16 protein-coding genes are annotated in these 21,944 nt (G+C 70.6%); 12 read left to right on the top strand and 4 right to left on the bottom strand.

Translation table 11 applies throughout. The features are described 5' to 3' along the window. The first annotated feature begins 53 nt into the window (after positions 1 to 53). From ACLZOT_RS06750 to ACLZOT_RS06780, 7 genes are all read left to right on the top strand, one after another. Positions 54 to 1,400, top strand: coding sequence for an extracellular solute-binding protein (locus tag ACLZOT_RS06750; protein ID WP_416967808.1), 1,347 nt, complete (start codon positions 54 to 56; stop codon positions 1,398 to 1,400). Continuing rightward, a complete protein-coding gene (locus ACLZOT_RS06755; RefSeq protein ID WP_416967809.1) occupies positions 1,397 to 2,377 on the top strand; it encodes a carbohydrate ABC transporter permease in 981 nt (326 codons plus the stop codon). The genes ACLZOT_RS06750 and ACLZOT_RS06755 overlap by 4 nt, the downstream gene beginning before the upstream one ends. 20 nt (positions 2,378 to 2,397) lie before the next feature. Beyond that, on the top strand, positions 2,398 to 3,210 hold the full coding sequence (locus ACLZOT_RS06760; RefSeq protein WP_416967862.1) for a carbohydrate ABC transporter permease: 813 nt from the start codon (positions 2,398 to 2,400) through the stop codon (positions 3,208 to 3,210). A 34-nt stretch (positions 3,211 to 3,244) separates the two neighbouring features. After that, complete coding sequence (locus ACLZOT_RS06765) at positions 3,245 to 4,759, top strand: glycosyl hydrolase family 28 protein (protein ID WP_416967810.1); 1,515 nt, start codon at positions 3,245 to 3,247, stop codon at positions 4,757 to 4,759. Beyond that, complete coding sequence (locus ACLZOT_RS06770) at positions 4,756 to 7,851, top strand: alginate lyase family protein (RefSeq protein WP_416967811.1); 3,096 nt, start codon at positions 4,756 to 4,758, stop codon at positions 7,849 to 7,851. The genes ACLZOT_RS06765 and ACLZOT_RS06770 overlap by 4 nt, the downstream gene beginning before the upstream one ends. A 17-nt stretch (positions 7,852 to 7,868) precedes the next feature. Further along, positions 7,869 to 9,104 (top strand): alginate lyase family protein, encoded by a 1,236-nt coding sequence (locus ACLZOT_RS06775; RefSeq protein ID WP_416967812.1) that lies wholly within the window; start codon positions 7,869 to 7,871, stop codon positions 9,102 to 9,104. A gap of 118 nt (positions 9,105 to 9,222) precedes the next feature. Continuing rightward, positions 9,223 to 10,782 carry a carboxylesterase/lipase family protein gene (locus ACLZOT_RS06780; RefSeq protein ID WP_416967813.1) on the top strand — a complete coding sequence of 520 codons (1,560 nt, stop codon included), beginning with the start codon at positions 9,223 to 9,225 and terminating at the stop codon, positions 10,780 to 10,782. Between the two features lie 68 nt (positions 10,783 to 10,850). Here the strand turns inward: ACLZOT_RS06780 and ACLZOT_RS06785 are convergent, their stop codons facing one another. Then, entirely contained in the window at positions 10,851 to 11,906 is a 1,056-nt protein-coding gene (locus ACLZOT_RS06785) for a LacI family DNA-binding transcriptional regulator (RefSeq protein ID WP_416967814.1), read from the bottom strand. Positions 11,907 to 12,044: 138 nt separating this feature from the next. Continuing rightward, positions 12,045 to 12,998, bottom strand: coding sequence for a homocysteine S-methyltransferase (mmuM, locus tag ACLZOT_RS06790; RefSeq protein WP_416967815.1), 954 nt, complete (start codon positions 12,996 to 12,998; stop codon positions 12,045 to 12,047). Positions 12,999 to 13,124: 126 nt separating this feature from the next. Between mmuM and ACLZOT_RS06795 the strand changes: the two genes are divergently transcribed. Both ACLZOT_RS06795 and ACLZOT_RS06800 read left to right on the top strand, forming a co-directional pair. Further along, the gene (locus ACLZOT_RS06795; protein WP_416967816.1) at positions 13,125 to 14,519 is read left to right on the top strand and encodes an APC family permease; all 1,395 of its coding nucleotides are present in this window, start codon (positions 13,125 to 13,127) and stop codon (positions 14,517 to 14,519) included. Then, a complete protein-coding gene (locus ACLZOT_RS06800) occupies positions 14,516 to 14,668 on the top strand; it encodes a hypothetical protein (protein ID WP_416967817.1) in 153 nt (50 codons plus the stop codon). Before ACLZOT_RS06795 ends, ACLZOT_RS06800 begins: the two co-directional genes overlap by 4 nt. Positions 14,669 to 15,225: 557 nt before the next feature. On the opposite strand, the gene ACLZOT_RS06805 is transcribed toward ACLZOT_RS06800, so the two are convergent. After that, on the bottom strand, positions 15,226 to 15,474 hold the full coding sequence (locus tag ACLZOT_RS06805) for a hypothetical protein (RefSeq protein ID WP_416967818.1): 249 nt from the start codon (positions 15,472 to 15,474) through the stop codon (positions 15,226 to 15,228). A 210-nt stretch (positions 15,475 to 15,684) separates the two neighbouring features. Between ACLZOT_RS06805 and ACLZOT_RS06810 the strand changes: the two genes are divergently transcribed. Then, entirely contained in the window at positions 15,685 to 17,094 is a 1,410-nt protein-coding gene (locus tag ACLZOT_RS06810; RefSeq protein ID WP_416967819.1) for an RICIN domain-containing protein, read from the top strand. Between the two features lie 43 nt (positions 17,095 to 17,137). Here ACLZOT_RS06810 and ACLZOT_RS06815 read toward each other — a convergent pair whose 3' ends face one another. Continuing rightward, entirely contained in the window at positions 17,138 to 18,844 is a 1,707-nt protein-coding gene (locus tag ACLZOT_RS06815) for a rhamnogalacturonan lyase B N-terminal domain-containing protein (protein WP_416967820.1), read from the bottom strand. A 240-nt stretch (positions 18,845 to 19,084) separates the two neighbouring features. On the opposite strand from ACLZOT_RS06815, the gene ACLZOT_RS06820 reads away from it, so the two are divergent. Further along, positions 19,085 to 20,128, top strand: a complete 1,044-nt coding sequence (locus ACLZOT_RS06820) for a rhamnogalacturonan acetylesterase (RefSeq protein WP_416967821.1) — start codon at positions 19,085 to 19,087, stop codon at positions 20,126 to 20,128. A 130-nt stretch (positions 20,129 to 20,258) separates the two neighbouring features. After that, positions 20,259 to 21,944 carry a DUF2264 domain-containing protein gene (locus ACLZOT_RS06825; RefSeq protein WP_416967822.1) on the top strand — a complete coding sequence of 562 codons (1,686 nt, stop codon included), beginning with the start codon at positions 20,259 to 20,261 and terminating at the stop codon, positions 21,942 to 21,944.

Consider the following 21,944-nt stretch of genomic DNA (forward strand, 5'->3'; position numbering starts at 1 on the left):
CGGGCGAGCCGCCGCCATGCCCGATTCCCACCCTTTCGAGAAGGCGAGACCCCATGCGCTCCCACGCCGGTGCCCCTCCCAGCCGCCGCAGGTTCCTCGCGCTGTCGGCCGGCGGGGCCGTGGCGGGCGCGGCGGCGTTGAACGGGTGCGCGCTCCAGGTCTCCGGCTCGGTCGGCGGGGGCGAGTCCGTCACGGTGATGGTGTCGCCGGGTGACATCACCCCCGACCAGGTCCGGCAGGCGAAGAAGAAACTCGGGATCTCCGTCGAGCTGGTCAAGTGGGACATCACCAAGCTGATCGCGATGCTGACCAGCGGAAACCCGCCCGATCTGGTGCGCGGCGTGGGCGCGGTGGACGCCGCGTACTTCGCGGCCCGGGGCGTCGCCGAGAACCTGGACCCGTACTTCGCCCGCTCCACCGTCCTCAGGGCCGCCGACCTCGACCCGGTGAACGACCTGTGGCGCTTCGACGGCCGCACCCAGGGCAAGGGCCCGCGCTACGGCATGGCGAAGGACTTCTCCCAGGACTCCATGTACTGGTACAACACCGCCGTCTTCGACAAGGCGGGCCTCGCCTACCCGTCGGAGACCGAGCCCGTCACCTTCGAGCAGTGGCAGGAGGACGCGCGCCGCCTGGCCCGGCGCAAGCGGGGCCAGACCATCGTCTTCGGCGGCAGCTACGCGGGCCTGACCCGCTCGACGCTGCTGGCGACGATGACGGCCTCGGCGGGCGGCAGCCTCTTCAACGACGACTTCTCCCGCGTCGACTTCACCACACCCGAGGCCCGCAAGGCGCTCGCCTGGTACATCGACTACTGCCGCACCAAGGTCGGCCCGAGCCTGATCCAGCCCGACCCGAACGGCTGGGACGGCCCCACCTACCAGGCGGGACGCATGGCGATGACCAACTCCGGCTACTGGCTGGGCGGGATGATCGGCGCCGATCCGAAACTCGCCGCCGTCTCCCGGCTCGCGCCCGCCCCGGTCTTCGCGGGCGGCCCCCGCATCAGCGCCTGCCAGGGCGGCACCGGACTGTGGATGCCGAAGAAGGCGAAGAACAAGGACGCCGCCTGGCGGGTCTTCGAATGGTTCTTCGGCGAGGAACCCGCCAAGGAGCGCGCAGCCGGCGGCTGGGGCATCCCGACCCTCAAGTCCCTGCGGCCCCTGATGCCCCATCAGGAGGCGTACCAGCAGCGCACGTTGAAGGTCCAGGACGACGAACTGAGGCATTACTCGGTCGTCTCCTTCACCCCGTACACGCGAGCCGACGCCCTCGACGCCCTCTTCAACCAGGCCGCCCCGGCGGCGATGAACGGCGCGATCTCCGTCGACTCCCTCGCCGGAAAACTGAACGACGTCGTCAACGAGCAGCTCAAGCGCGGTAAGGAGCAGGTGGGATGACGGTCGATCAGATGACGGCGACACCGGCACGGACCGAGACGCCGCCCGCCCGGGAGAAGCGCGGCACCACGATGGTCGCCCGCCGCCACCGCGCGTTCTACATGTTCACCTCCCCCTGGATCATCGGCTTCGTGCTGCTGACGGTGATCCCGATGGGGTACGCGCTCTGGCTCAGCTTCACCACCTTCGACGGCATCTCCCCGCACTGGAGGTTCATCGGCCTCGGCAACTACCGCGAGCTGATGGGCGATCCGGTGACGTGGGACGCCCTCGGCCGGTCCGGGCTCTTCGCCGTGACGTCGGTGCCGCTGTCCATCGCGGCCGGGCTCGGGCTCGCCGTACTGCTCAACCGGCCGGTGAAGGCACGGGGGCTGTTCCGGACGCTGATCTATCTGCCGGCGGTCGTGCCGCCGGTCGGCGCGGGCCTCGCCTTCAAGGCGCTGTTCGACCAGAACTCCGGTGCCACCAACGGCGTGCTGACGTTCTTCGGCATCGACGCGGTGGGCTGGCTCGCCGACCCGTACGCGCGGTACGTGCTGCTGATGACCGTGCTGTGGGCCGCCGGGAACATCATGATCATCTCGCTGGCGGGGCTCCAGGACGTCCCCCGCGAACTCCACGAGGCGGCGAAGCTCGACGGGGCGAGCGCCTGGCGGACCTTCCGCAGCATCACCGTCCCGCTGCTGTCGCCCGTCCTGCTCTTCCAGACCGTCACCGGGATGATCGCCTCGGTGCAGACCATCATGCCGTTGCTGCTCGCGCCGCTCGGCGACACCAGCGGGATCACGACCGTGCCGCAGTCCAACTACCTGTACATGATGCACGTGTTCGCGCAGTACTTCGCGCTCGGCCGCTACGGCTACGCCTCCGCGCTGCTGTGGGTGCTCTTCGTCATCATCCTCGCCGTGACGGGACTGCTCTTCCGGTTCACGTCCGGCGCGGTCTTCTACAACGTCGACCCGGAGGCGAAGAAGTGACCACGACCGTCCGCGTCCGCATGGGCCGCCTCGCCCTCTACACCGGACTCGTCGCCCTCACCGGCCTGTTCCTCGGCCCGTTCGGCTGGCTCATCCTCACCGGCCTGAAAACACAGGGGGAGTTGGCGGCCTCGCCCGTCCACTGGCTGCCGGACCACTTCCAGTGGCACAACTTCGCCGACGCCTTCACCCAGATCGACTTCCTCGGGTACGCCCGCAACTCCCTGATCATCGCGCTCATCTACGCCACCCTCGTCACCCTCAGCTCCGCCTGGGTCGGCTTCGGGTTCGCGCGCCTCGACGCGCCGGGCAAGAAGACGCTGTTCGGCATCCTCATCGGCTCGATGATGCTGCCCCAGATGATCACCCTGCTGCCGACGTACCTGATCTTCGCGAAGGTCGGCATGGTCGACACGTACTGGCCGTGGGTGCTGTGGGGGCTGTCCGCAGCGCCCTATCTCGTCTTCCTGTTCCGGCAGTTCTTCGCCGGGCTGCCCCGCGAGCTGGAGGAGGCCGCGATCATCGACGGCGCCGGATACGCGGGCATCTTCTGGCGGATCTTCCTCCCGCAGTCCTGGCCCGTCCTGTCCGCGAGCTTCATCATCGCCTTCACCTGGACGTGGGGCGACTACATCGCCCCCCAACTCCTGCTCTCCACCGACCGCACCACCCTCGCGGTCGCCGTGATGACGACGTACGTCAACGACTCGGGAGCCCCGGTGCCCGAACTCCAGGCCGCCGCCTCGGTGATGTACGTCGTGCCGATCCTGCTGGTGTTCCTCGTCGCCCAACGCGGCTTCGTCGCGGGGATGTCGACGTCGGGACTCAAGTAACTCCTCTTCCTCCGTGTCTTCTTCAGGAGCCGCCATGAACACGCCCCTCTCCCGCCGCACCGCCCTCCAGGCGGCCGGTGCCGCCACCCTCGCCGCCGGGCTCACCGGGGTGACGGCCGGCGCGGCGAACGCCGCCGACTCCGGTCCGAGCCTTGTCACTCACCCCCGCCCCGCGGCCATGCCGACCAACACCAGCTACAAGGTCCGCGTCCGCACCGCCCCCGACGGCGACTGGCAGACCCTCGACATCTGGCGCCCCCAGCTCGGCGAGATCAACGCGGCCACCGGCTCCGGCAAGGTCTACAACTCCTCCCTGGTCTCCTTCGACTTCCACGGCTCCGTCGAGATCGAGGTGACCTACCTCAAGGGCGGCACCACCAAGGCCCGCGTGAGACCCGACTCGTACGGCATCACGCCCGAACTCCTCGGCGACACCCTGCGGTTCACCCTCGACGAACCGCGCAACGTCGTCGTCCAGATCAACGACGACGTCTTCGACACCCTGCACGTCCTCACCGGCTGCCCCGACCCGCGAGCGCCCAAGTCCGGGGACCCGAACGTCCTCTACTTCGGCCCCGGCGTGCACACCACCTCCGACGGCACCCTCAAGGTCGCCGAGGGGCAGACCGTGTACCTCGACGGCGGCGCCGTCCTCACCGCGACCGTCCTCTTCCAGGGCGTGAAGAACGCCCGCCTGACCGGGCGCGGGTTCATCAACTCCACGTCCGGTGGCGGGGCGTTGGTCGAGAACAGCGAGAACATCCGCATCGAGGGCGTCACGATGCTGAACCCGAACGGGTACGCCACCCAGCTCGGCAACAGCAGGAACGTCCACATCAAGGGCCTGCGCTCGTTCAGCTCGAAGGGCTGGGGCGACGGCATCGACGTCTTCTGCAGCGAGAACGTCGTCATCGACGGCGTCTTCATGCGCAACTCCGACGACTGCATCGCCATCTACGCCCACCGCTGGAACTACTACGGCGACACCCGCAACGTCACCGTGAGGAACGCGACCCTCTGGGCGGACGTCGCGCACCCCATCAACGTCGGCACGCACGGCAACACCGACAACCCCGAGGTCATCGAGAACCTGCACTTCCAGAACATCGACATCTGCGACCACCGCGAACCGCAGATGAACTACCAGGGCTGCATCGCCCTCAACCCCGGCGACTCCAACCTGATCCGCAACGTCCGCGCCGAGGACATCCGGATCGAGAACTTCCGCTGGGGCCAGGTCATCTACATGAAGGTCATGTACAACACGAAGTACAACACCTCGGTCGGCCGGGGCATCGAGAACGTCTACATCAAGAACCTCACCTACACCGGCACCAACGCCAAGCCGTCCCTGTTCCTCGGCTACGACGCCGAACACGCCATCAAGAACGTGACGTTCGAGAACCTGGTCATCAACGGGCAGGCCATCGCCGACTCGATGAAGAAGCCCGGCTGGTACTACACCACCGACGTCATGCAGTGGTTCTCCAACGAGCACGTCATCAACCTGAAGTTCATCACCACGGCGGAAGCGCAGGCCGGCAAGTGAGCCCCATCAGCCGCCGCGGACTGCTCGGCTCGTCCGCCGCCCTGTTCCTCGCCGCCGGGACGAGCACCCTGACCGTCCCGGCGGCGAGCGCCACCACCCGTACGCCGACCGGCGGTTCGTCCTTCGCCCACCCCGGCCTCCTGCACACCGCCGACGACCTGGCCCGCATGAAAGCCGCCGTCGCCGCGCAGCAGTCCCCGGTGTACGACGGCTACTTGGCGCTCGCCGCGCACGCCCGCTCGAAGAGCACGTACGCCGTCCAGAACACGGGCCAGATCACCTCCTGGGGCCGCGGCCCCACCAACTTCCAGAACCAGGCCGTCGCCGACTCGGCCGCCGCCTACCAGAACGCCCTGCTGTGGGCGGTCACCGGCAACCGCGCCAACGCCGACAAGGCCCGCGACATCCTCAACGCCTGGTCGGCGTCACTGACGATCGTCACAGGCGCCGACGGACCGCTCGGCGCCGGCCTCCAGGGCTTCAAGTTCGCGAACGCCGCCGAACTCCTGCGCCACACCGGCTACGACGGCTGGGCCGAGGCCGACATCGCGCGCTGCGAACGGTCGTTCCTCGACGTCTGGTACCCGGCGGTCTCCGGCTACATGCTGTACGCCAACGGCAACTGGGACCTGACGGCCATTCAGACCATCCTGGCCATCGGGGTGTTCTGCGACGAACCGACCCTCGTCGAGGACGCCCTGCGCTTCGCGGCGGCCGGTGCGGGCAACGGCAGCGTCGCCCACCGCGTCGTCCAACCCGACGGCCAGGGCCAGGAGTCGGGCCGCGACCAGGGCCACGAACAGCTCGCCGTCGGCCTCATGGGCGACATCGCGCAGGTCGCCTGGAACCAGGGCGTCGACCTGTGGGCCTTCGACGGCAACCGCATCCTCGCCAACGCCGAGTACGCGGCCCGCTACAACCTCGGCGGCGACGTCCCCTTCACCCCCGACCTCGACCGCACCGGCAAGTACATCAAGCAGACGGTCTCCGCGATCGGCCGCGGCACCCTGCCGCCGGTCTACGAGATGTACCTCGCCCACTACCAGGGCGTACGCGGCATCGAGGCGCCGAACGTCCGGGCGGCCGTCTTCCGGGGCGCGAACGGCACCCGCCTCGTCGAGGGCAGCAACGACGACCTGCCGAGCTGGGGCACCTTCACCTACGCCGGTACGACGGCCCCCGCGCCGACGATTCCGACGCCCCCGGCGGGGCTCACGGCGGTGGGGGAGAAGCGCGCGGTCGAGCTGGCCTGGCTGCCGTCGGTCTCGGCAAGCGGCTACACGATCCGGCGTGCCACCCACCCCGCCGGCCCCTACACGGTCCTCGCGACCGGCGTGACCGCACCGGCGTACACCGACACCGCCGTCCGGCCCGGACGGGCGTACCACTACACCGTCAGCGCCTCCAACGACCTCGGCGCGAGCGGGAGTTCGGCGGCCGTCGGCGCCAACGCCGGGCTGCCCGGGGCCTGGACGAGCGGGGACGTCGGGGCGGTCGAGATCCCCGGCTCGACCGCGTACGACGGGGAACGGTTCGTGCTGGAGGCGTCGGGGACCGCCGACACCCACCAGTTCGCCCAACTCCCCCTGCGCGGCGACGGATCGGTGACCGCGCGGATCGTGTGGCCGCTCAGCTCGCAGTACTCCAGGATCGGCGTCACCCTGCGGGACTCCACCGACCCGGGCGCGGCGCGCGCCTCGATGCTGATCCAGGGGCTGCCGCTGTACACCTGGAGCGGGGTGTGGAGCGTCCGCGCCTCGCGGGGTGCCACCGTCTCGGGAACCGGTTCCATGCCCGTGCCGCCCACCTGGCAGGAGGCCATCACCACCAAGGCCGCCTTCCCGATCTCCGACCTCGGCACGCTCCCCGAGTCGGCGACCCCGCTCGAAGCGCCGTACGTCGAGGGCGCGGGCGACGGATACCGGCTGCGCGCGCCCTACTGGGTACGGGTGACGCGCAAGGGCCGCCGCTGCACCGGGTCGATCTCCCCGGACGGCGTCCACTGGACCGAAGTCGGCTCCACGGACGTCGAGTTGGGCCGTACGGTCCGCGCGGGGCTCACCCTCACCTCCTGCCTGGGCGTCGACGAGCCGTACGCCGAGACCGGGACCGGCGCCTTCGACAACGTCAGCGTGACGGACAGCGCCGGAACCGTCTGGCGGACCCCGCGCCCGACCCGGACCGCAACCGACCTCAAGTCCGGCCCCGACGGGCTCACTTGGACCGACCCCGACCTCTCCGCCCGCTACACCGTCCTGCGCGCACCGCGTCCGCACGGCCCCTTCCGCACCGTCGCCACCGGAGTCGGCCCCGTCGGTTTCGGCACCCGCATCCGCTGGACCGACCCGACCGCCGACCCCGGGACGACGTACCACTACGCCGTCGCCAAGACCAACTCCACCGGAGCCGGGCCGTGTTCGGAGTCCGTCGCGGCGAGTGTGGCGGCCACGCCCACGGTCCTGGTGCCAGTACCGCCGAGCCAGGTCCCCGCCCCCTGGTCCGCCGGCGACCTCGGTGACGCCGTCGTCGACCGGTCCGCGTTCGGCACTCTCGGGGTCGTCGCGATCCTCACGCCCGGCAGCAGCACGTACGCGGACGGCACCTTCGCCGTACGCGGCGCGGGCGTCGACCTCAGTGCCAACAACCAAGGGATGACCGGCCAGTTCGTACGGCGGCAGGTCAGCGGGGACTGCACGGTCACCGCGCGGCTGCTGTCCCGGGAGGGCGCCACCGCCGACCGGGTCGGACTGCTGATGGCGAAGTCCCCGAACCCCTTCGACCTCGCCGCCGGGATCGTCGTGACCGGCGGGAGCACCGCGCAGCTCATGCTGCGCCCGACGGTCGCCGGAGCCTCCGCGTTCACCGGCAGCACTGCTGTCCAACTCCCCACCCTGCTGCGGCTGAAGCGCACGGGAACCGCTTTCGCCGCTGCCGTCTCCACCGACGACGGCGCCACCTGGACCACTCTCGCCGAGGGCACGGTCCCGCTGTTCGGTGACGCCCCCTACCACGTGGGCCTGGTGGTCTGCTCGCGCAGCCAACTCGCCCTCGCCACCGCAAGGTTCACCGAGGTGATCGTCGCCTCTGCCTAGACGGGAGCCCCACCCCCATGAGCCGCAGTCCCCAACTCCCCAGCCGCCGCGCCCTGTTGAAATCGGCAGGCGGACTCACAGCCGCCCTCGCGCTCGGCTCGGCGGCCTCCGCGCTGACCCCCACCACCGCGGATGCCGCCCCGGCGACCTTCACCCACCCCGGCATGCTCCACAACGCCGGTGACATCAACCGCGCCAAGGTCCGCGTCGCCGCGGGCACCGACCCCTGGCTGTCCGGCTGGAACAAGCTGACCGCCAACTCCCACTCCGCCTCCACCTGGACCAACCGGGCCACCGCGACCGTCGTGCGCGGCGGCACCGGCGAGAACTACACCCTGCTCTACAACGACATCGCCGCCGCCTACCAGAACGCCCTGCGCTGGAAGGTCGCCGGCACCGAGGCCAACGCCGTCTGCGCCGCGAACATCCTCAACGCCTGGTCGAGGACGCTGACGACGGTCACCGGCAACGCGGACCGCTTCCTCGCCGCCGGCATCTACGGCTGGGAGTTCGCCAACGCCTGCGAACTCATGCGCGGCTACTCGGGGTTCGACCTCGCCGCCGCCCAGGAGATGCTGGCGCGGGTCTTCTACCCGCTCAACAACCAGTTCCTCACCGGCCACAACGACGCCTGCATCACCAACTACTGGGCCAACTGGGACCTCTGCACCATGGGGTCCGTCATGGCCATCGGCATCCTCAACGACGACGCGGCCAAGTACGACCAGGCCGTCACCTACTTCAAGTCCGGCGCGGGCAACGGCTCCATCAAGAACGCCGTCCCGTTCCTGTACACCGACTCCGACGGCTACGCGCTCGGCCAGTGGCAGGAGTCCGGCCGCGACCAGGGCCACAGCCTCATGGGCATGGGCCAGATGGGCGCGATCTGCGAGATGGCCTGGAACCAGGGCGACGACCTGTACTCGTACGACGACCGGCGGTTCTTCAAGGCCGCGCAGTACGTCGCCAAGTACAACCTCGGCCTCGACGTCCCCTTCACGACCTACACCTGGGGTACGGGGCAGAACTGCTCCCAGCAGTCCCAGACGGTCGTCTCCGCGACGGCCCGGGGCCAGGCCCGCCCGGTCTGGGCGCAGCTGCACTTCCACTACAACCGCAGGCTGAACCTCGACGACAAGTACATCGCCCAGATCTACGCCACCGTCGCCCCCGAGGGCGGCGGCGGGGACTACGGGACCACGAGCGGAGGCTTCGACCAGCTCGGCTTCGGCACCCTGATGTACGCCAAATAGGACGGCGTACGCCGAATAGCCCCCTGAACGGCTCGTGCACCGGAATACCGGGCGCCTTCGTGGTGCTCTGGTACTACCGGTGCACGAGTGCGCGAAGGGCTGGTGACAGATGGGGCCAGTGATCAGGACTCCCTACGGGGACGTACGCGGCAGGTATGAGAACGGCATCTCGGTCTTCAGAGGGATCCCGTACGCGGCACCCCCCTTCGGGGCGCTGCGCTTCAGGCCCCCGGAGCCGCCCGAGCCCTGGACCGGCGTCCGCGACGCCGGGGCGTTCGGGCCGACGGCGCCGAAACCCCCGTACTCCGAAGCCTTCGCGCAGTTCCTGTCCGACCCCGACATCCCGGGGGACGACTGCCTCAATCTCAACATCTGGACGCCCGAACCAGGTCCCGGAGCCCGGCTTCCGGTCGTCGTCTGGTTCCATGGCGGCGCGCTGACCAGGGGTTCTTCCGCCGTCCCGGTGTACGACGGGACGCCGTTCGCACGGGACGGCATCGTGTTCGTGTCCCTCAACCACCGGCTCGGCGTCGAGGGCTACGGCCTCTTCCCCGACGCCCCCGCCAACCCCGGACTGCGCGACCAGCTCGCCGCCCTGGAGTGGGTCCGCGACGCGATCGGGGCGTTCGGAGGGGACCCCGACCAGGTCACCCTGATGGGCCAGTCCGCCGGCGCGATCAGCATCGGCGCCCTCATCGCCGTACCCCGCGCACAGGGACTGTTCCGGCGGGCCGTGCTCCAGAGCGGGGCGCCCGAGGAGTCCGACCGGGACAAGGTGCGGCGGATGGTGCGCCGGATGGCGAACCGGCTGAAGGTCCCGGCGACCGCCGAGGCGTTCGCGGCCGTCGACCGGGACCTGCTGCTGCGCACCCAGCACGAGGTCGGACGGCTCTCCAGCCCCGTCCTCGGCGGCCCCGCGTTCGGGATCGTCACCGACGGCGACTTCGTGCCCCGCGACCCCCTCCAGGCCCTGATCGACGGCGACGCCGCCCGGGACGTGGACCTGCTGCTCGGCTGGACCAGCGACGAGTACCGGCTCTGGCTCGTCCCCGGCGGCCTCGTCGAGCGCGTCGACCGGCTCGGACCCGTCGCCCTCGCCGGAGCCATGGCCCGCTGCCACTGTGGCTCCGAGGTACCCCGGGGCTACCGCGCCCTCCACCCCGACGCCGGACCCGCCGAGATCGTCGGCCAGATGGTCACCGACCACATGCTCCGCCGCCCCCTGCACCGCCTCGCCGACTCCCGCCCAGGTATGTCATACCTGTACGAGTTCGCCTGGCCCTCCGGCCGCCCCGCACTCGGCGCCTGCCACTCCCTCGAACTCGGCTTCGTCTTCGACGCGGGCGACTCCCCGGACTCCGTCAAACTCGCCGGGGACGCCCCGCCGAAACTCCTCGCCACCGAGATGCACGAGGCATGGACCCGCTTCGCGAAGACCGGCGACCCGGGCTGGCAGGCGTGGGACGCCACCCACCCGGTACGCGTCTTCGGGGACGGGCCGACCCGTACGGCGCTCGGCCCACGCGACGCCGACCTGGCCCTGTGGGAGGCGCCGACCGTCGTCCCGCACCAGGCCGAGGCCGTCGTCGAACCCCTCCCCGCACGGTCCCTGCGCGGGGCCGAGCTGCGGTCCGTGGTCCGGCGGCTGCGGCGCACGGGGTCGGAGAAGGCCGGGTGAGACCGGGGGGGGGGGAAGCCGGTGAGGCCGAGGGAAGCCGGTGAGACCGGGGAAAGCCGGGTAACCGCTTACCGCGCGTCCCTCGGCGGCTTCACCGAGTTCCGGACGACCACGTGCGTCCCCAGCAGGAGGTGCTCGTCCGAGGCGCCCGGCGTACGGCCCAGCGCGGTCCGCACGGCGACCCGGCCCAGCTCCTCGTACGGCACGTGGACCGTCGTCAGCGCCGGATACAGGTCACGGGCGTACGGGATGTCGTCGTACCCGGCCAGCGACACGTCGTCCGGGACCTTCAGGCCCGCCTCGTGCAGGGCCGTCAGCGCGCCCGCCGCGACCATGTCCGTCGCCGCGACGACCGCCGTGAAGTCCAGGCCGTCCGCGAGGGCCTGGCGCATCAGGCGGTGCCCCGAGTCGCGGGTGAAGTCGCCGTGCAGGACCAGCGCGGGGTCGATCTCGACGCCGCGTGCCCGGTGCGCGCTCGCGTACCCGCGCTCACGGCCCTGCGCCGTCGTGTGGTCCGGGCGGCCACCGAGGAACAGCACCCGGGAGTGGCCCTGCGTGAGGACGTGCGCGACGAGGGCGTGGGCGCCCGACTCGTTGTCGTACTCGATGACCGTGACCGGGGCGCCCGGATCCAGCGGGGGACGGCCGCACAGCACCAGGCGCGAACCCGCCGAGGCCAGCGAGTCGGCCATCCTGCGGGTGCGCTCGCGGTACTCCGGGGTGTCCGCCGTGCCGCCCACGAGGATGACCGCCGCCGCCCGCTGCGCCCGCATCATCTCCACGAACTCGGTCTCCTGGCGTACGTCGCCCTCCGTGCCGCACACCAGGCACAGGTGGCCGTGGCGCGCGGCCTCGCGCTCCACGCCGTACGCCATCAGCGCGAACGACGGGCCCGTGATGTCCTCCAGGACGAACGCGAGCGTGGGCGTGCCGACCCCGGCGACCGCCTTCGCGCGCGCGTCCGCGACGTAGTCCAGCTCCCGCACCGCGCGCATCACCCGGGCCCGGGTCTCCGCGCTCACCGGGTAGACGCCGCCCAGCACCCGGGACACGGTCGCCGCCGATACCCCGGCGCGGGCCGCGACGTCCCGGATCGTGCTGCGCTCCCCGCTCTTCCTGGTCATGTTCCGCCCCTCTTCGCCCCGTGGTAACCGCTTGTCGCAAGGGGCTGGGCCGCGCCCCCGTACCACCGCGGAAACAGTCTCGGTAAACGGTTCCCAGCGGGGAGGCTAGCAGCGTGGGCGGGACCCCGGTCCCCGTGCCTACCGGCCCGCCGCCGAGAGCGTCTTCGCGATCGACGCGATGGCCTCCGGGCCGACCCGGCAGCAGCCGCCGACCATCCGGGCGCCCGCGGTCCGCCAGCCCTCGACCTCGTCCGGCGCGAAGGACGAACTCCCCGTCCAGGCACGGGCGTTCGCGTCCCAGCCCTCGCCGCTGTTCGGGTACACGACGACCGGCTTGCCCGTCACCCGCGCCGCGGTCTCCACCGCCCGCGTCGCGTCCTCGGGGACGCAGCAGTTCACGCCGACCGCGACGATCTCGTCCACGTCCGCCGCGAGCGCGAACGCCTCCTCCAGGGGCTGGCCGGCCCGGGTGCGGTCGCCCTCGACGCTGTACGACAGCCAGGCGGGGACACCGAGGCCGCGCACCACGTCGATCAGGGCCCTCGCCTCGTCGGCGTCGGGGACCGTCTCCAGGGCGAGGACGTCGGGGGCAGCCGCGGCCAGCGTCTCGATGCGGGGGCGGTGGAAGGCGGCGAGTTCGGGGACGGTGAGGCCGTAGCGGCCGCGGTACTCGGAGCCGTCGGCGAGCATCGCGCCGTAGGGGCCCACGGAGGCGGCTACGTAGAGGGGGCGGGGGGTGGGGGTGCTTACGGTGACGGCGCCGGCCTGTGCCCTGCGTGCCGCCTCCCGCGCCAACTCCACGCTCAGCGTGAGGAGTTCGCTCGCCCTCTCCCGGCTGATGCCCCGCTTCGCGAAGCCCTCGTACGTCGCCTGGTAACTCGACGTGATCGCGATGTCCGCGCCCGCGAGGTAGTACGCGAGGTGTGCCTCCGTGATCGCCTCCGGGACCTCCGCGAGGAGCCGGGCCGACCACAGCTCGTCGCTCAGGTCGTGCCCGGCGGACTCCAGTTGGTTGGACATGCCGCCGTCGAGGACGAGGGAACCGGCGGCGAGTGCCTCGGTGAGGAGCGGGGCGGGCGTTTCGCTGGTCATGCCCCGACGCTAGTCGACACGGAGCGGGACGGCCGAATGTGTCCAGTTCGTGAACGAACTGCCCACGATGTGGGATACGGGGATACGATCACGCCCCCTCGTCCCGAAACCGCCCCTGGAAACACGATGACCTCCGCCGATACGCCTGTCTCGGACGCCCCCGCGTCCGGCGCCCCCAAAGCCTCTCCCCGCCGCGCCTTCGGTCTCACCGCCGCGACCGCCCTCGTCATGGGCAACATCATCGGCGGCGGCATCTTCGCCCTCCCCTCCGCCGTCGCCCCCTTCGGCACGCTCAGCCTCCTCGCCTTCGTCGTCCTCTCGGTCGCCGCCGTCCTGCTCGCCCTGCTCTTCGGCACGCTGGCGAAGCGCAGCCCCGTCACGGGCGGCCTGTACGTCTATCCGCGTGACGCGTTCGGCCCGTTCGCCGGGTTCCTGTCGGCGTGGTCGTACTGGACGATGTGCTGGGTCTCCATCGCCGCGCTGGCCGTCGCCGTCGTCGGATACGTCGACGTCCTGATCCCCCTGCACGGCAACCACGCGCTGGAGGGGCTCGTCGCGCTGCTCGCGCTGTGGCTCCCGGCCGCCGCGAACTTCGCGGGGACGCGCTGGGTCGGCACGGTCCAGATCGTGTCCACGGTCCTGAAGTTCGTCCCGCTGCTCCTCGTCGCGACGATCGGCCTCTTCTTCGTCGACACGGACAACTTCGGCCCGTTCAACGCGACCGGCGACAGCGTGCCGGGCGCGCTCGCCGCCTCCGCCGCGCTGCTCCTCTACAGCTTCCTCGGCGTCGAGTCGGCCGCCGTCAGCGCGGGCGAGGTCGAGAACCCCGAGCGCAACGTGGGCCGTGCGAGCGTTCTGGGCACCCTGGCCTCGGCGTTGGTGTACATCCTCGGCACGATCGCCGTCTTCGGCCTCGTCCCGCACGATCGACTCGTCGAGTCCGGCGCCCCGTTCGCCGACGCGGTGAACGCCATCACCGGCGGCACCTGGGGCGGCACCGCCATCGCCCTCGTCGCCGTCGCCTCCATCGTCGGCTGCCTCAACGGCTGGATCCTCCTCGCGGCCCAGATGCCGTACGCCGCCGCGCGGGACGGCCTCTTCCCGAAGCCGTTCGCGAAGGTCGGCAAGGGCGGCGTACCCGGCTTCGGCGTGTGGGCGGTCGCCGTGCTGGGCACCGCGCTCATCGGCCTCAACTACACGGCGGGTCCCGACACGACGTTCCGTGTCCTCGTCCTGATCACGACGTTCACCGGCTGCGTGCCGTACCTCCTGTCCGCCGCCGCCCAGTTGTACTGGCTGGCACGCGGCACCCGCGAGCGCGTACGGCCCGCCGGGCTCGTCCGCGACCTGCTCGTCGCCGGGCTGTCGTTCGGGTTCTCGTTCTGGCTGATCGCCGGGGCGGGGTACGCGGCGGTGTACCAGGGCGCGTTGTTCCTGTTCGCGGGGATCCCGGTGTACGTGTGGCTGAAGGGACGTCAGGAAGGGCCCGAGGAACGGGAGTCGGCCGGCCTGACCTCGTGACCGCCAGCGCCGTCACCCTCGAAGGGGCCCGCGAGATCCTCGGCATCTGGCGTTGCCGCGTCGGCCTCGAACCGCTCGTCCACGACCCTGGCCACGGCGTCACCGCCGGGGTGTGGCGGGCGAGCCGGGGGAGCGGCCGGCCGCGGTGAAGGGGTCGGCCCGCACGGGACTCGCCGCGGAACCCGCCGGGAACCCTGCGGGGAGCCTTGCCGGAAGCCGGCCGGGAACCCCGTAAGCCCGCCGGGAACTCCGGCGAGGGCCGCCGGGCCGCATGGGAACTACCGGCGGTGCGAGGCCCACGCGTACGAGTCCGGCGCGACGCAGGTCCGGGCGGCGTACGGCGTCCGCGCGCCGAGATCGCTCGTGTCTCTCGAACAGCCGGACGGCGATGGCGCGTTGGGGCCGGAGGCCGTGCCGGGCGACCCTGCGACGTCCTGGCCGCTGGACCGGCACCATCGCGCACGCGCGGCGGCTGGGGCGGGCGCAGGGGGCGGGGGCCGGCGGTCGAGGGGCTGTGACTCAGCAGACGGTTCCTGCGCCACTGCCTCGGCGGCGCGGCGCCGGATGCGTGCCACTTCGGCGGCGCGGCGCCGGTCTCGACCCCGCGACGCCGACCACCCACCTCCTGGACGACGACGAAGCGTGGCGCCACCCCCACGACCGCGACTGGTTCCTCCTGTTCATCCCGGCGGAATATGACGAAGCGTCAGTCGAACTTCCGCGGCCACACCGTCCCCGGCGTCAGCAACGCGCCCAGCGTCCCGAGCAGCAGCACGTACGGCCACCACCCGAACTCCCCGTTGTCGGCGGCGCTCGGCGGATCCTCGGGGGCGGGCTGTCGCTGGGCGGCCGCCGGGGCCGGGGTGACGAGGGAGATCTCGGCGGCGGCGGACGCCGGTACCGGCCCGCTCGCGACGAGCAGGAGGGCGAGAGCCGTGAGGAAGAGGGTGCGCACGCCTGAGGAGACGGGACCGGGCACCCGCGATAACAGTTTTTGAAACATGTTTGAGAAAACGCTTTCCCTCAAGTCACGTCAGACCCGTTGACCTCGCCGTAACACGCCCTTACCTTTTCGGCGTTCGGAATGTCACATTCTGTTCGCAGGGTCGAACGTCGCCCGCGAGGGGCGCCCCCCCCCATGAACCCCTGAAGGAGAGTGCGTGAGATGAGACGTGTGTACGCGATCCTGATCGCCCTCTGTACGGCCCTGGCCGGCGCCCTGGCCGTGGCCGGCCCTGCCCAGGCCGCACCCCAGACGCTCCCCAACGGCGTCCAGTTCACCGACACTTCGGGCAACGTCGTGCACGCCCACGGCGGCGGCGTCCTCAAGGTCGGCTCCTACTACTACTGGTTCGGCGAGGACCGCAACACCGACAACACCTTCCGCTCGGTGAGCGCCTACCGCTCAACTGACCTCAAGACGTGGGAGTTCCGCAACCGCGTCCTCACCCAGTCCAGCGCCACGGAGCTGGGCACGGCGTACATCGAGCGCCCGAAGGTCATCTACAACGCCTCCACCGGCAAGTTCGTGATGTGGATGCACAAGGAGAACGGCGTCGACTACGGCGAGGCCCGCGCGGCGGTCGCCGTCTCCGACACGGTCGACGGCAACTACAGCTACCAGGGCAGCTTCCGGCCCCTCGGCCAGTACATGTCCCGTGACATCACGACGTTCGTCGACACGGACGGCACCGGCTACATGATCTCGGCGGCGAACGAGAACTACGACCTCCAGATCTACCGGCTGACGGCCGACTACACCGGCATCGCGAGCCTCGTCGCGAACCCCTGGGCGGGCGGCCACCGCGAAGCACCCGCGCTGTTCAAGCGCAACGGCGTCTACTTCATGCTGACTTCGGGCGCCACCGGCTGGAGCCCCAACCAGCAGCAGTACGCCACCGCCACGAACCTGGCCGGCCCCTGGTCCGCGATGACGAACGTCGGCGACTCGACGGCGTACGGCTCGCAGACCGCGTACGTCCTGCCGGTCCAGGGGACTTCGGGCACCTCGTACCTCTACATGGGCGACCGCTGGGGCAACTCCTTCGGCGCCAAGGTCAACGACTCCCGTTACGTGTGGCTGCCGTTGACGTTCCCGAGCAACACCTCGATGTCGATGTCGTGGTCCCCGGAGATCACCGTGGACACGGCCGCCGGAACGGTCTCCGGGGTCAGCGCCACCTACAACACCCTGGTCGCCCGCCACAGTTCGAAGTGCGCGGACGTCGCCAACCAGTCCCTCCTGACCGGCGTCGCGATCAGCCAGTACACCTGCAACAGCGGCGGCAACCAGAAGTGGTGGTTCAAGGACCTCGGCACCGGCTACTACCAACTGATCGGCCGCCAGAGCTCGTTGTGCCTCCAGGAGAACGCGAGCAGCGTCACCCAGGAGAACTGCGGCAGTGCGACGACCCAGCAGTGGAGCGTCACCGCCTCCGGCAGCTACTGGCTCGTGAAGTCCCGGGCGAGCGGCGAGTGCCTCGACGTGAACGGGGGCTCCACCGCCAACTCGGCCGCGATCATCACGTACACGTGCAACGGCGCGACCAACCAGCAGTGGACGCGCGGTAGTTGATACCGCGGAGGGTCCGGAGCCGCCGGCTCCGGACCCTCTCTTCTCACGTCAGCAGATCGATCGCGTCGATCGCCGTCCCCGCGCTCAGGAACCCGGTCGACCCCGACCCGCTCACCACGTTGATCTTCAACTGGTTGTACTGGCTCGTGTCGGTGAGCCACGCGCTCGCCGGAACGCTGTACGTGAACGTGTAGTTGTTCCCCCGGTACGACCCGTTGGTCAGCGACCGCGTGCTCGGCTGCGTGGGCGGCGAGGGGATCGTCGACGTCCAGGAGTCGTTGACGACGACCTGCGGACGCCCGTTCGCGTACGCGGTCGTCACCCCGATCCGCAGCGTGTGCGCGGCGGCGGCCTGCGCGGCCGTCAGCTTGAAGTACACGATCAGCCCGGAGTTGACGTCCTTCCACAAGTAGCAGGGGAAGGCGGACGTCTCGCTGCCGCTGCCGATCACGACGTTCCCGGTCCAGGCCGCGGCGCGTACGTCGGAGGGGTGCGCGTACGTCATCAGGTCGGCGTTCTTGAACCCGCCCGGCGTGCCGTTCCAGTCGCCGATCCGCCAGATCGTGCCCGCGTTGGAGGGGTCGTTGGAGGACGGGATCGCGATGGAGTTGAGGGTGGTCGTCCCGCCCGCGCTGACACTCACCGACGTGGTGTAGACGGCGAGTTCACCCTTGAACACCGTCAACGTGTACGTCCCCGGCAGGACTTGCCCGATCGAGAAGAAACCGTCCGAGGAGCGGGCCGAACCCCAGTACTGGGCCGCCGAGTTGGCGAGGCCCACGGTGTACGGGTACGCCGTGTTGCGCCCGGTGATGCCGACGCCCGCGACCTTGCCCCGGCCGCCGGAGGCGACGTACCCGGAGATGCCGAGCGAGTCCGCCCAGGACGTCGTCAGGGTGCCCGCGTACAGCGAGGAGGAGGGGGCGCCGCCGTCGGTGAGGGCGATGACGTACGGGCCCTGGAGGCCGAAGCGCTCGTTCTCCGTCTGGTTCTGGGCGTAGTGCAGGATCTCGTACAGGCCGCCGCCGTCCGCGCTCTGGTGGCGCAGCAGGGAGCGGTAGAAGGGGCCGCCGGACGCCTTCTCGTGGTTGGAGCGGACGATCCACAGGCCGACGCCGTTCGCGCTCCAGCCGACGTAGTTGTAGTCGATGACGCGCAGCTTCGAGTAGTGCTTCGAGCGGGTCTGGCCGTCGGACTTCTGGAACACGTCCGACGCCTCGATGGTCGTCGGCGCGTAAGTGTAGGAATCCGGCTCGTCGTTGAGGAACAGACCGGCCTTGACGCGCAGGATGAAGCGGGTCGAGGCGACCGAGGTGTCCGCGCGGTTGGTCCACAGGTAGATGTTGTTCTCGCCGCTGCGGGCCGCGTAGTAGTGCCGGAGCGTGCCGTGGGCCACCGAGACCAGGATCGTCGAGCCGGACTGCGCGATCGTCACCGTCGAGGAGCCGAGGCCCGACTCGATGTGCGAGTTCTTGCCGCCGTAGCCCTGGTACTCGGTGCCTTTGTAGACCAGCGAGGACAGGTCGCCGTTGGACTTCGAGACCTTGAAGACCAGGCTGGCGCCGGTGTCCACCACGTAGTTGGAGCCGTCGTCGCTCCAGCCGAAGGCCGCCGCCGAGGCGCCTGTGGCGAGTGGCCCGGCGAGCGCGGCGGTTCCGGCGGCGGCCGCGGCACCGACGACGAAGGCGCGGCGGCCAACTCCGGTCGCGGCGGCGGCTCTTGGGTTTTCGGACACGGTGTTTTCGGACATCTGGAGAGCCTCCTGTGGGGTGGGGGATCGAGCTGTGGGGGGTGGGTGCGGGTGCCGGATCCGTGATCGGCTCGACCGGCCTCCGGCTTCAGCAGAGTGACAGTTGAATCGATTTCGCGAAAGGGCTTTCGCTTGCTGGAGGTTGGCAATCATGTGAAATGGGTCCAGAGTCTAGAAAGCGCTTGCCGAAGGGGGTACGGTCCTGCCGCCAGGCCCTGTCGTACCCACGAGGAGCACCGAGTGAGACGTTTCAACATCGCCGTGCTGGCCGCGCTGACCCTGGGCACCGCCCTGTCCGCAGCCCCCGCACAGGCCCACCCCGGCGGTCCGCGCCTCGGCCTCGCCAACTGCACCGCCACCGCCTGCCACTTCGACGTCCCGCCGGGCACGTACGACGTGCAGGTCCTCCTCGGCGGCGACACGGCGTCCGCCACGAGCATCACCGGCGAGACCCGCCGCTCCCTCCTCCCGGAGACGGCCGTACCCGCCGGAGAGCGCACCGCCCGCAGCTTCACCGTCAACGTCCGTACGCCGGAAGGCGAACCGACCGGCCCCGACGGCACCCCCGGCCTCGACCTCGCCCTCGGCGGCAGCGCACCCGCCCTCGCCGGCATCCAGGTCACCCCCGCGCGGCACGCCCGCCAGATCTTCCTCGTCGGCGACTCCACGGTCTGCGACCAGCCCGGCGACCCGTACTCCGGCTGGGGCCAGCAGCTCCCGCAGTACCTCCGCAAGGGCGTCTCCGTCGCCAACTACGCGGATTCCGGGGAGAGTACGGTCACCTATCTCTCCAACCCCCAACTCTGGGCCACCGTCCAGCCGTTGATCCGCCCCGGTGACCTCGTCCTCGTCCAGCTCGCGCACAACGACAAGACGACCGACGAGGCGACCTACCGGGCCAACCTGGAGGCCCTCGTCGCCGGGATCCGCGAGAAGCAGGGCCGGCCCGTCCTCGTCACCCCCATCGTCCGGCGCTGGTTCAACGCGGACGGCACGCTCAACAACGGAACCGCCCTCCTCGTCAACGGACTTGGCGTCGACCACCCGGCGGTGATCCGCTCCGTCGCGGCGGCCCGGAACGTCCCGCTGATCGACCTCACCGCGAAGACCAAGGCGCTCGTCGAGTCGCTCGGGCCCGAGGGGTCCAAGGCGATCTACCTGTACAACGAGAAGCGCGACAACACGCACACATCCGTGCATGGAGCGACCGTGTACGCGGAACTCGTACGGGACGAACTCACCGCGCAGCACCTCATACCGCGGGGCTCGGTGAGGGAAGGGTGAGAGAAGCGTGACTGGGGTGGCGTTCCCCGGGGAATGAGCCCGTACAAGCCCCTGGGGCGTCCCGACCGGAACCGGGGCGCCCCAGGTTCATGAAGATCTGAAAGTCGCTGCCTGAGAAGGGCGTTCGTCCATGCACCTCCCCCCTCCCGACCCCACCCTCAGCCCGGTGACCGGCTACACCCGCGCCCACTGGGAGCGGGCCGCCGACACCCTCCTTGCCGCGACCGAGCCGTACGCCACCCCCGACCGCGCCCTCTACCACTTCCCCGGCGACCGCCAGAGCTGGTCCGGCCGCCTCTCCGACGGACTCGAAGGGTACGCCCGCACCCTGCTGCTGGCCGCGTTCCGCCGCGACGAGACGGCACTTGAGCGTTACGCGGACGGCCTCGCGGCCGGTACGGCGGGCGTCTGGCCGAAGATCGAACACCGAGGCCAGCCCCTGGTAGAGGCCGCGTCCATCGCCCTCGCCCTGCGCCTGACCCGCCCCCTCCTGTGGGACCGCCTCGACGACGCCGTCCGGCAGCGTGCCGCCGCCTGGCTCACCGACGCCCTCACCGCCGAACCCTGGCCCTGCAACTGGGAGTTGTTCCCCGTCACCGTCGGCGGCTTCCTGGAGTCCATCGGCCACGAACCCGAAGCCTCCCGTCACGCCGTCGAGCAGGGCCTCGAACGCGTCGAGCAGTGGTACATCGCCGACGGCTGGTACACCGACGGCGACGGCCGCAAGTTCGACTACTACAACGGCTGGGCCATGCACCTCTACCCGGTCCTGCACGCCTGGCTCGCGGACGACCCCAAGCTTCTCGACCTCTACGGCGGCCGCCTGGAACGCCATCTCGCCGACTACGCCCGCCTGTTCGGCGCCGACGGAGCCCCCCTGCACCAGGGCCGCTCCCTCACCTACCGCTTCGCGACGACGGCCCCCCTCTGGCTCGGCGCGCTCACCGGCCGTACCCCCCTGGCACCCGGCGAGACCCGCCGCCTGGCCTCGGGCGCCCTCAAGTACTTCCTGGACCGCGACGCGGTCTCGCCCGACGGCCTCCTCACCCTCGGCTGGCACGGCCCCGACTCCGACGTCCTGCAAGGCTATTCGGGCCCCGCGTCCCCCTACTGGGCCAGCAAGGGCTTCCTCGGCCTCCTCCTCCCCCCGGACCACGAGGTCTGGACCGCCACGGAATCCCCGTCGCCCGCAGAACGCGAGGACGCCCTCACGCCCCTCCCCGCCCCCAACTGGCTCCTCCAGTCCACCCGTTCCGACGGCATCGTCCGCCTCCACAACCACGGCAGCGAAGACGCCCGCTACGACCCCTACTACACCCGCCTCGCCTACTCGACGATCACGACCCCCGCGCCCGCGCCCTCTCCCTTGCCGGACAACAGCATCCTCATCGACGACGACCCCACCCGCACCGACATCACCCCCCTCGGCACGGGCCCCGACTGGATCGCCTCCCACCACACGACCTCGACGTCCGCCCACGTCACGAGCATCACCCTCGCCCAAGGCGCCGTCGAAGTACGGGCGTTCCTGGTCTCGAACACCCCCGAAGGAACCCCCGTCCACATCACAGGCTGGTCCGCCCCCGAGGGCACCCGCTCCGAACTCGTCCAGATGAAGGGCGACACCACCGGGCCGGGACCGACCCTGTTCGTCGCCCTGGCGAGGCTCACCGGGGAGGCTGAGCCTGGAGAGTTGGGAGACGCGGTCACCGTGGAGACCGCGGGGGAAGGGGAGTTGACGGTCAGGTGGGCCACGGGGGGCTCGGTGAACGTCCGGATCGGCACCGGAACGGTCGAGGTCGAACGCCGCCCGTAG

The organism is Streptomyces sp. 4F14 (genome assembly GCF_048159485.1).
Taxonomy (GTDB): domain Bacteria; phylum Actinomycetota; class Actinomycetes; order Streptomycetales; family Streptomycetaceae; genus Streptomyces.

Excerpts from the sequence above, each read along its gene's own strand:
- ACLZOT_RS06750 (WP_416967808.1), top strand. The coding sequence starts at position 54 with ATGCGCTCCCACGCCGGTGCCCCTCCCAGCCGCCGCAGGTTCCTCGCG.
- ACLZOT_RS06755 (WP_416967809.1), top strand. The coding sequence starts at position 1,397 with ATGACGGTCGATCAGATGACGGCGACACCGGCACGGACCGAGACGCCG.
- ACLZOT_RS06760 (WP_416967862.1), top strand. The coding sequence starts at position 2,398 with ATGGGCCGCCTCGCCCTCTACACCGGACTCGTCGCCCTCACCGGCCTG.
- ACLZOT_RS06765 (WP_416967810.1), top strand. The coding sequence starts at position 3,245 with ATGAACACGCCCCTCTCCCGCCGCACCGCCCTCCAGGCGGCCGGTGCC.
- ACLZOT_RS06775 (WP_416967812.1), top strand. The coding sequence starts at position 7,869 with ATGAGCCGCAGTCCCCAACTCCCCAGCCGCCGCGCCCTGTTGAAATCG.
- ACLZOT_RS06785 (WP_416967814.1), bottom strand. The coding sequence starts at position 11,906 with ATGACCAGGAAGAGCGGGGAGCGCAGCACGATCCGGGACGTCGCGGCC.
- mmuM (WP_416967815.1), bottom strand. The coding sequence starts at position 12,998 with ATGACCAGCGAAACGCCCGCCCCGCTCCTCACCGAGGCACTCGCCGCC.
- ACLZOT_RS06795 (WP_416967816.1), top strand. The coding sequence starts at position 13,125 with ATGACCTCCGCCGATACGCCTGTCTCGGACGCCCCCGCGTCCGGCGCC.
- ACLZOT_RS06810 (WP_416967819.1), top strand. The coding sequence starts at position 15,685 with ATGAGACGTGTGTACGCGATCCTGATCGCCCTCTGTACGGCCCTGGCC.
- ACLZOT_RS06815 (WP_416967820.1), bottom strand. The coding sequence starts at position 18,844 with ATGTCCGAAAACACCGTGTCCGAAAACCCAAGAGCCGCCGCCGCGACC.
- ACLZOT_RS06825 (WP_416967822.1), top strand. The coding sequence starts at position 20,259 with ATGCACCTCCCCCCTCCCGACCCCACCCTCAGCCCGGTGACCGGCTAC.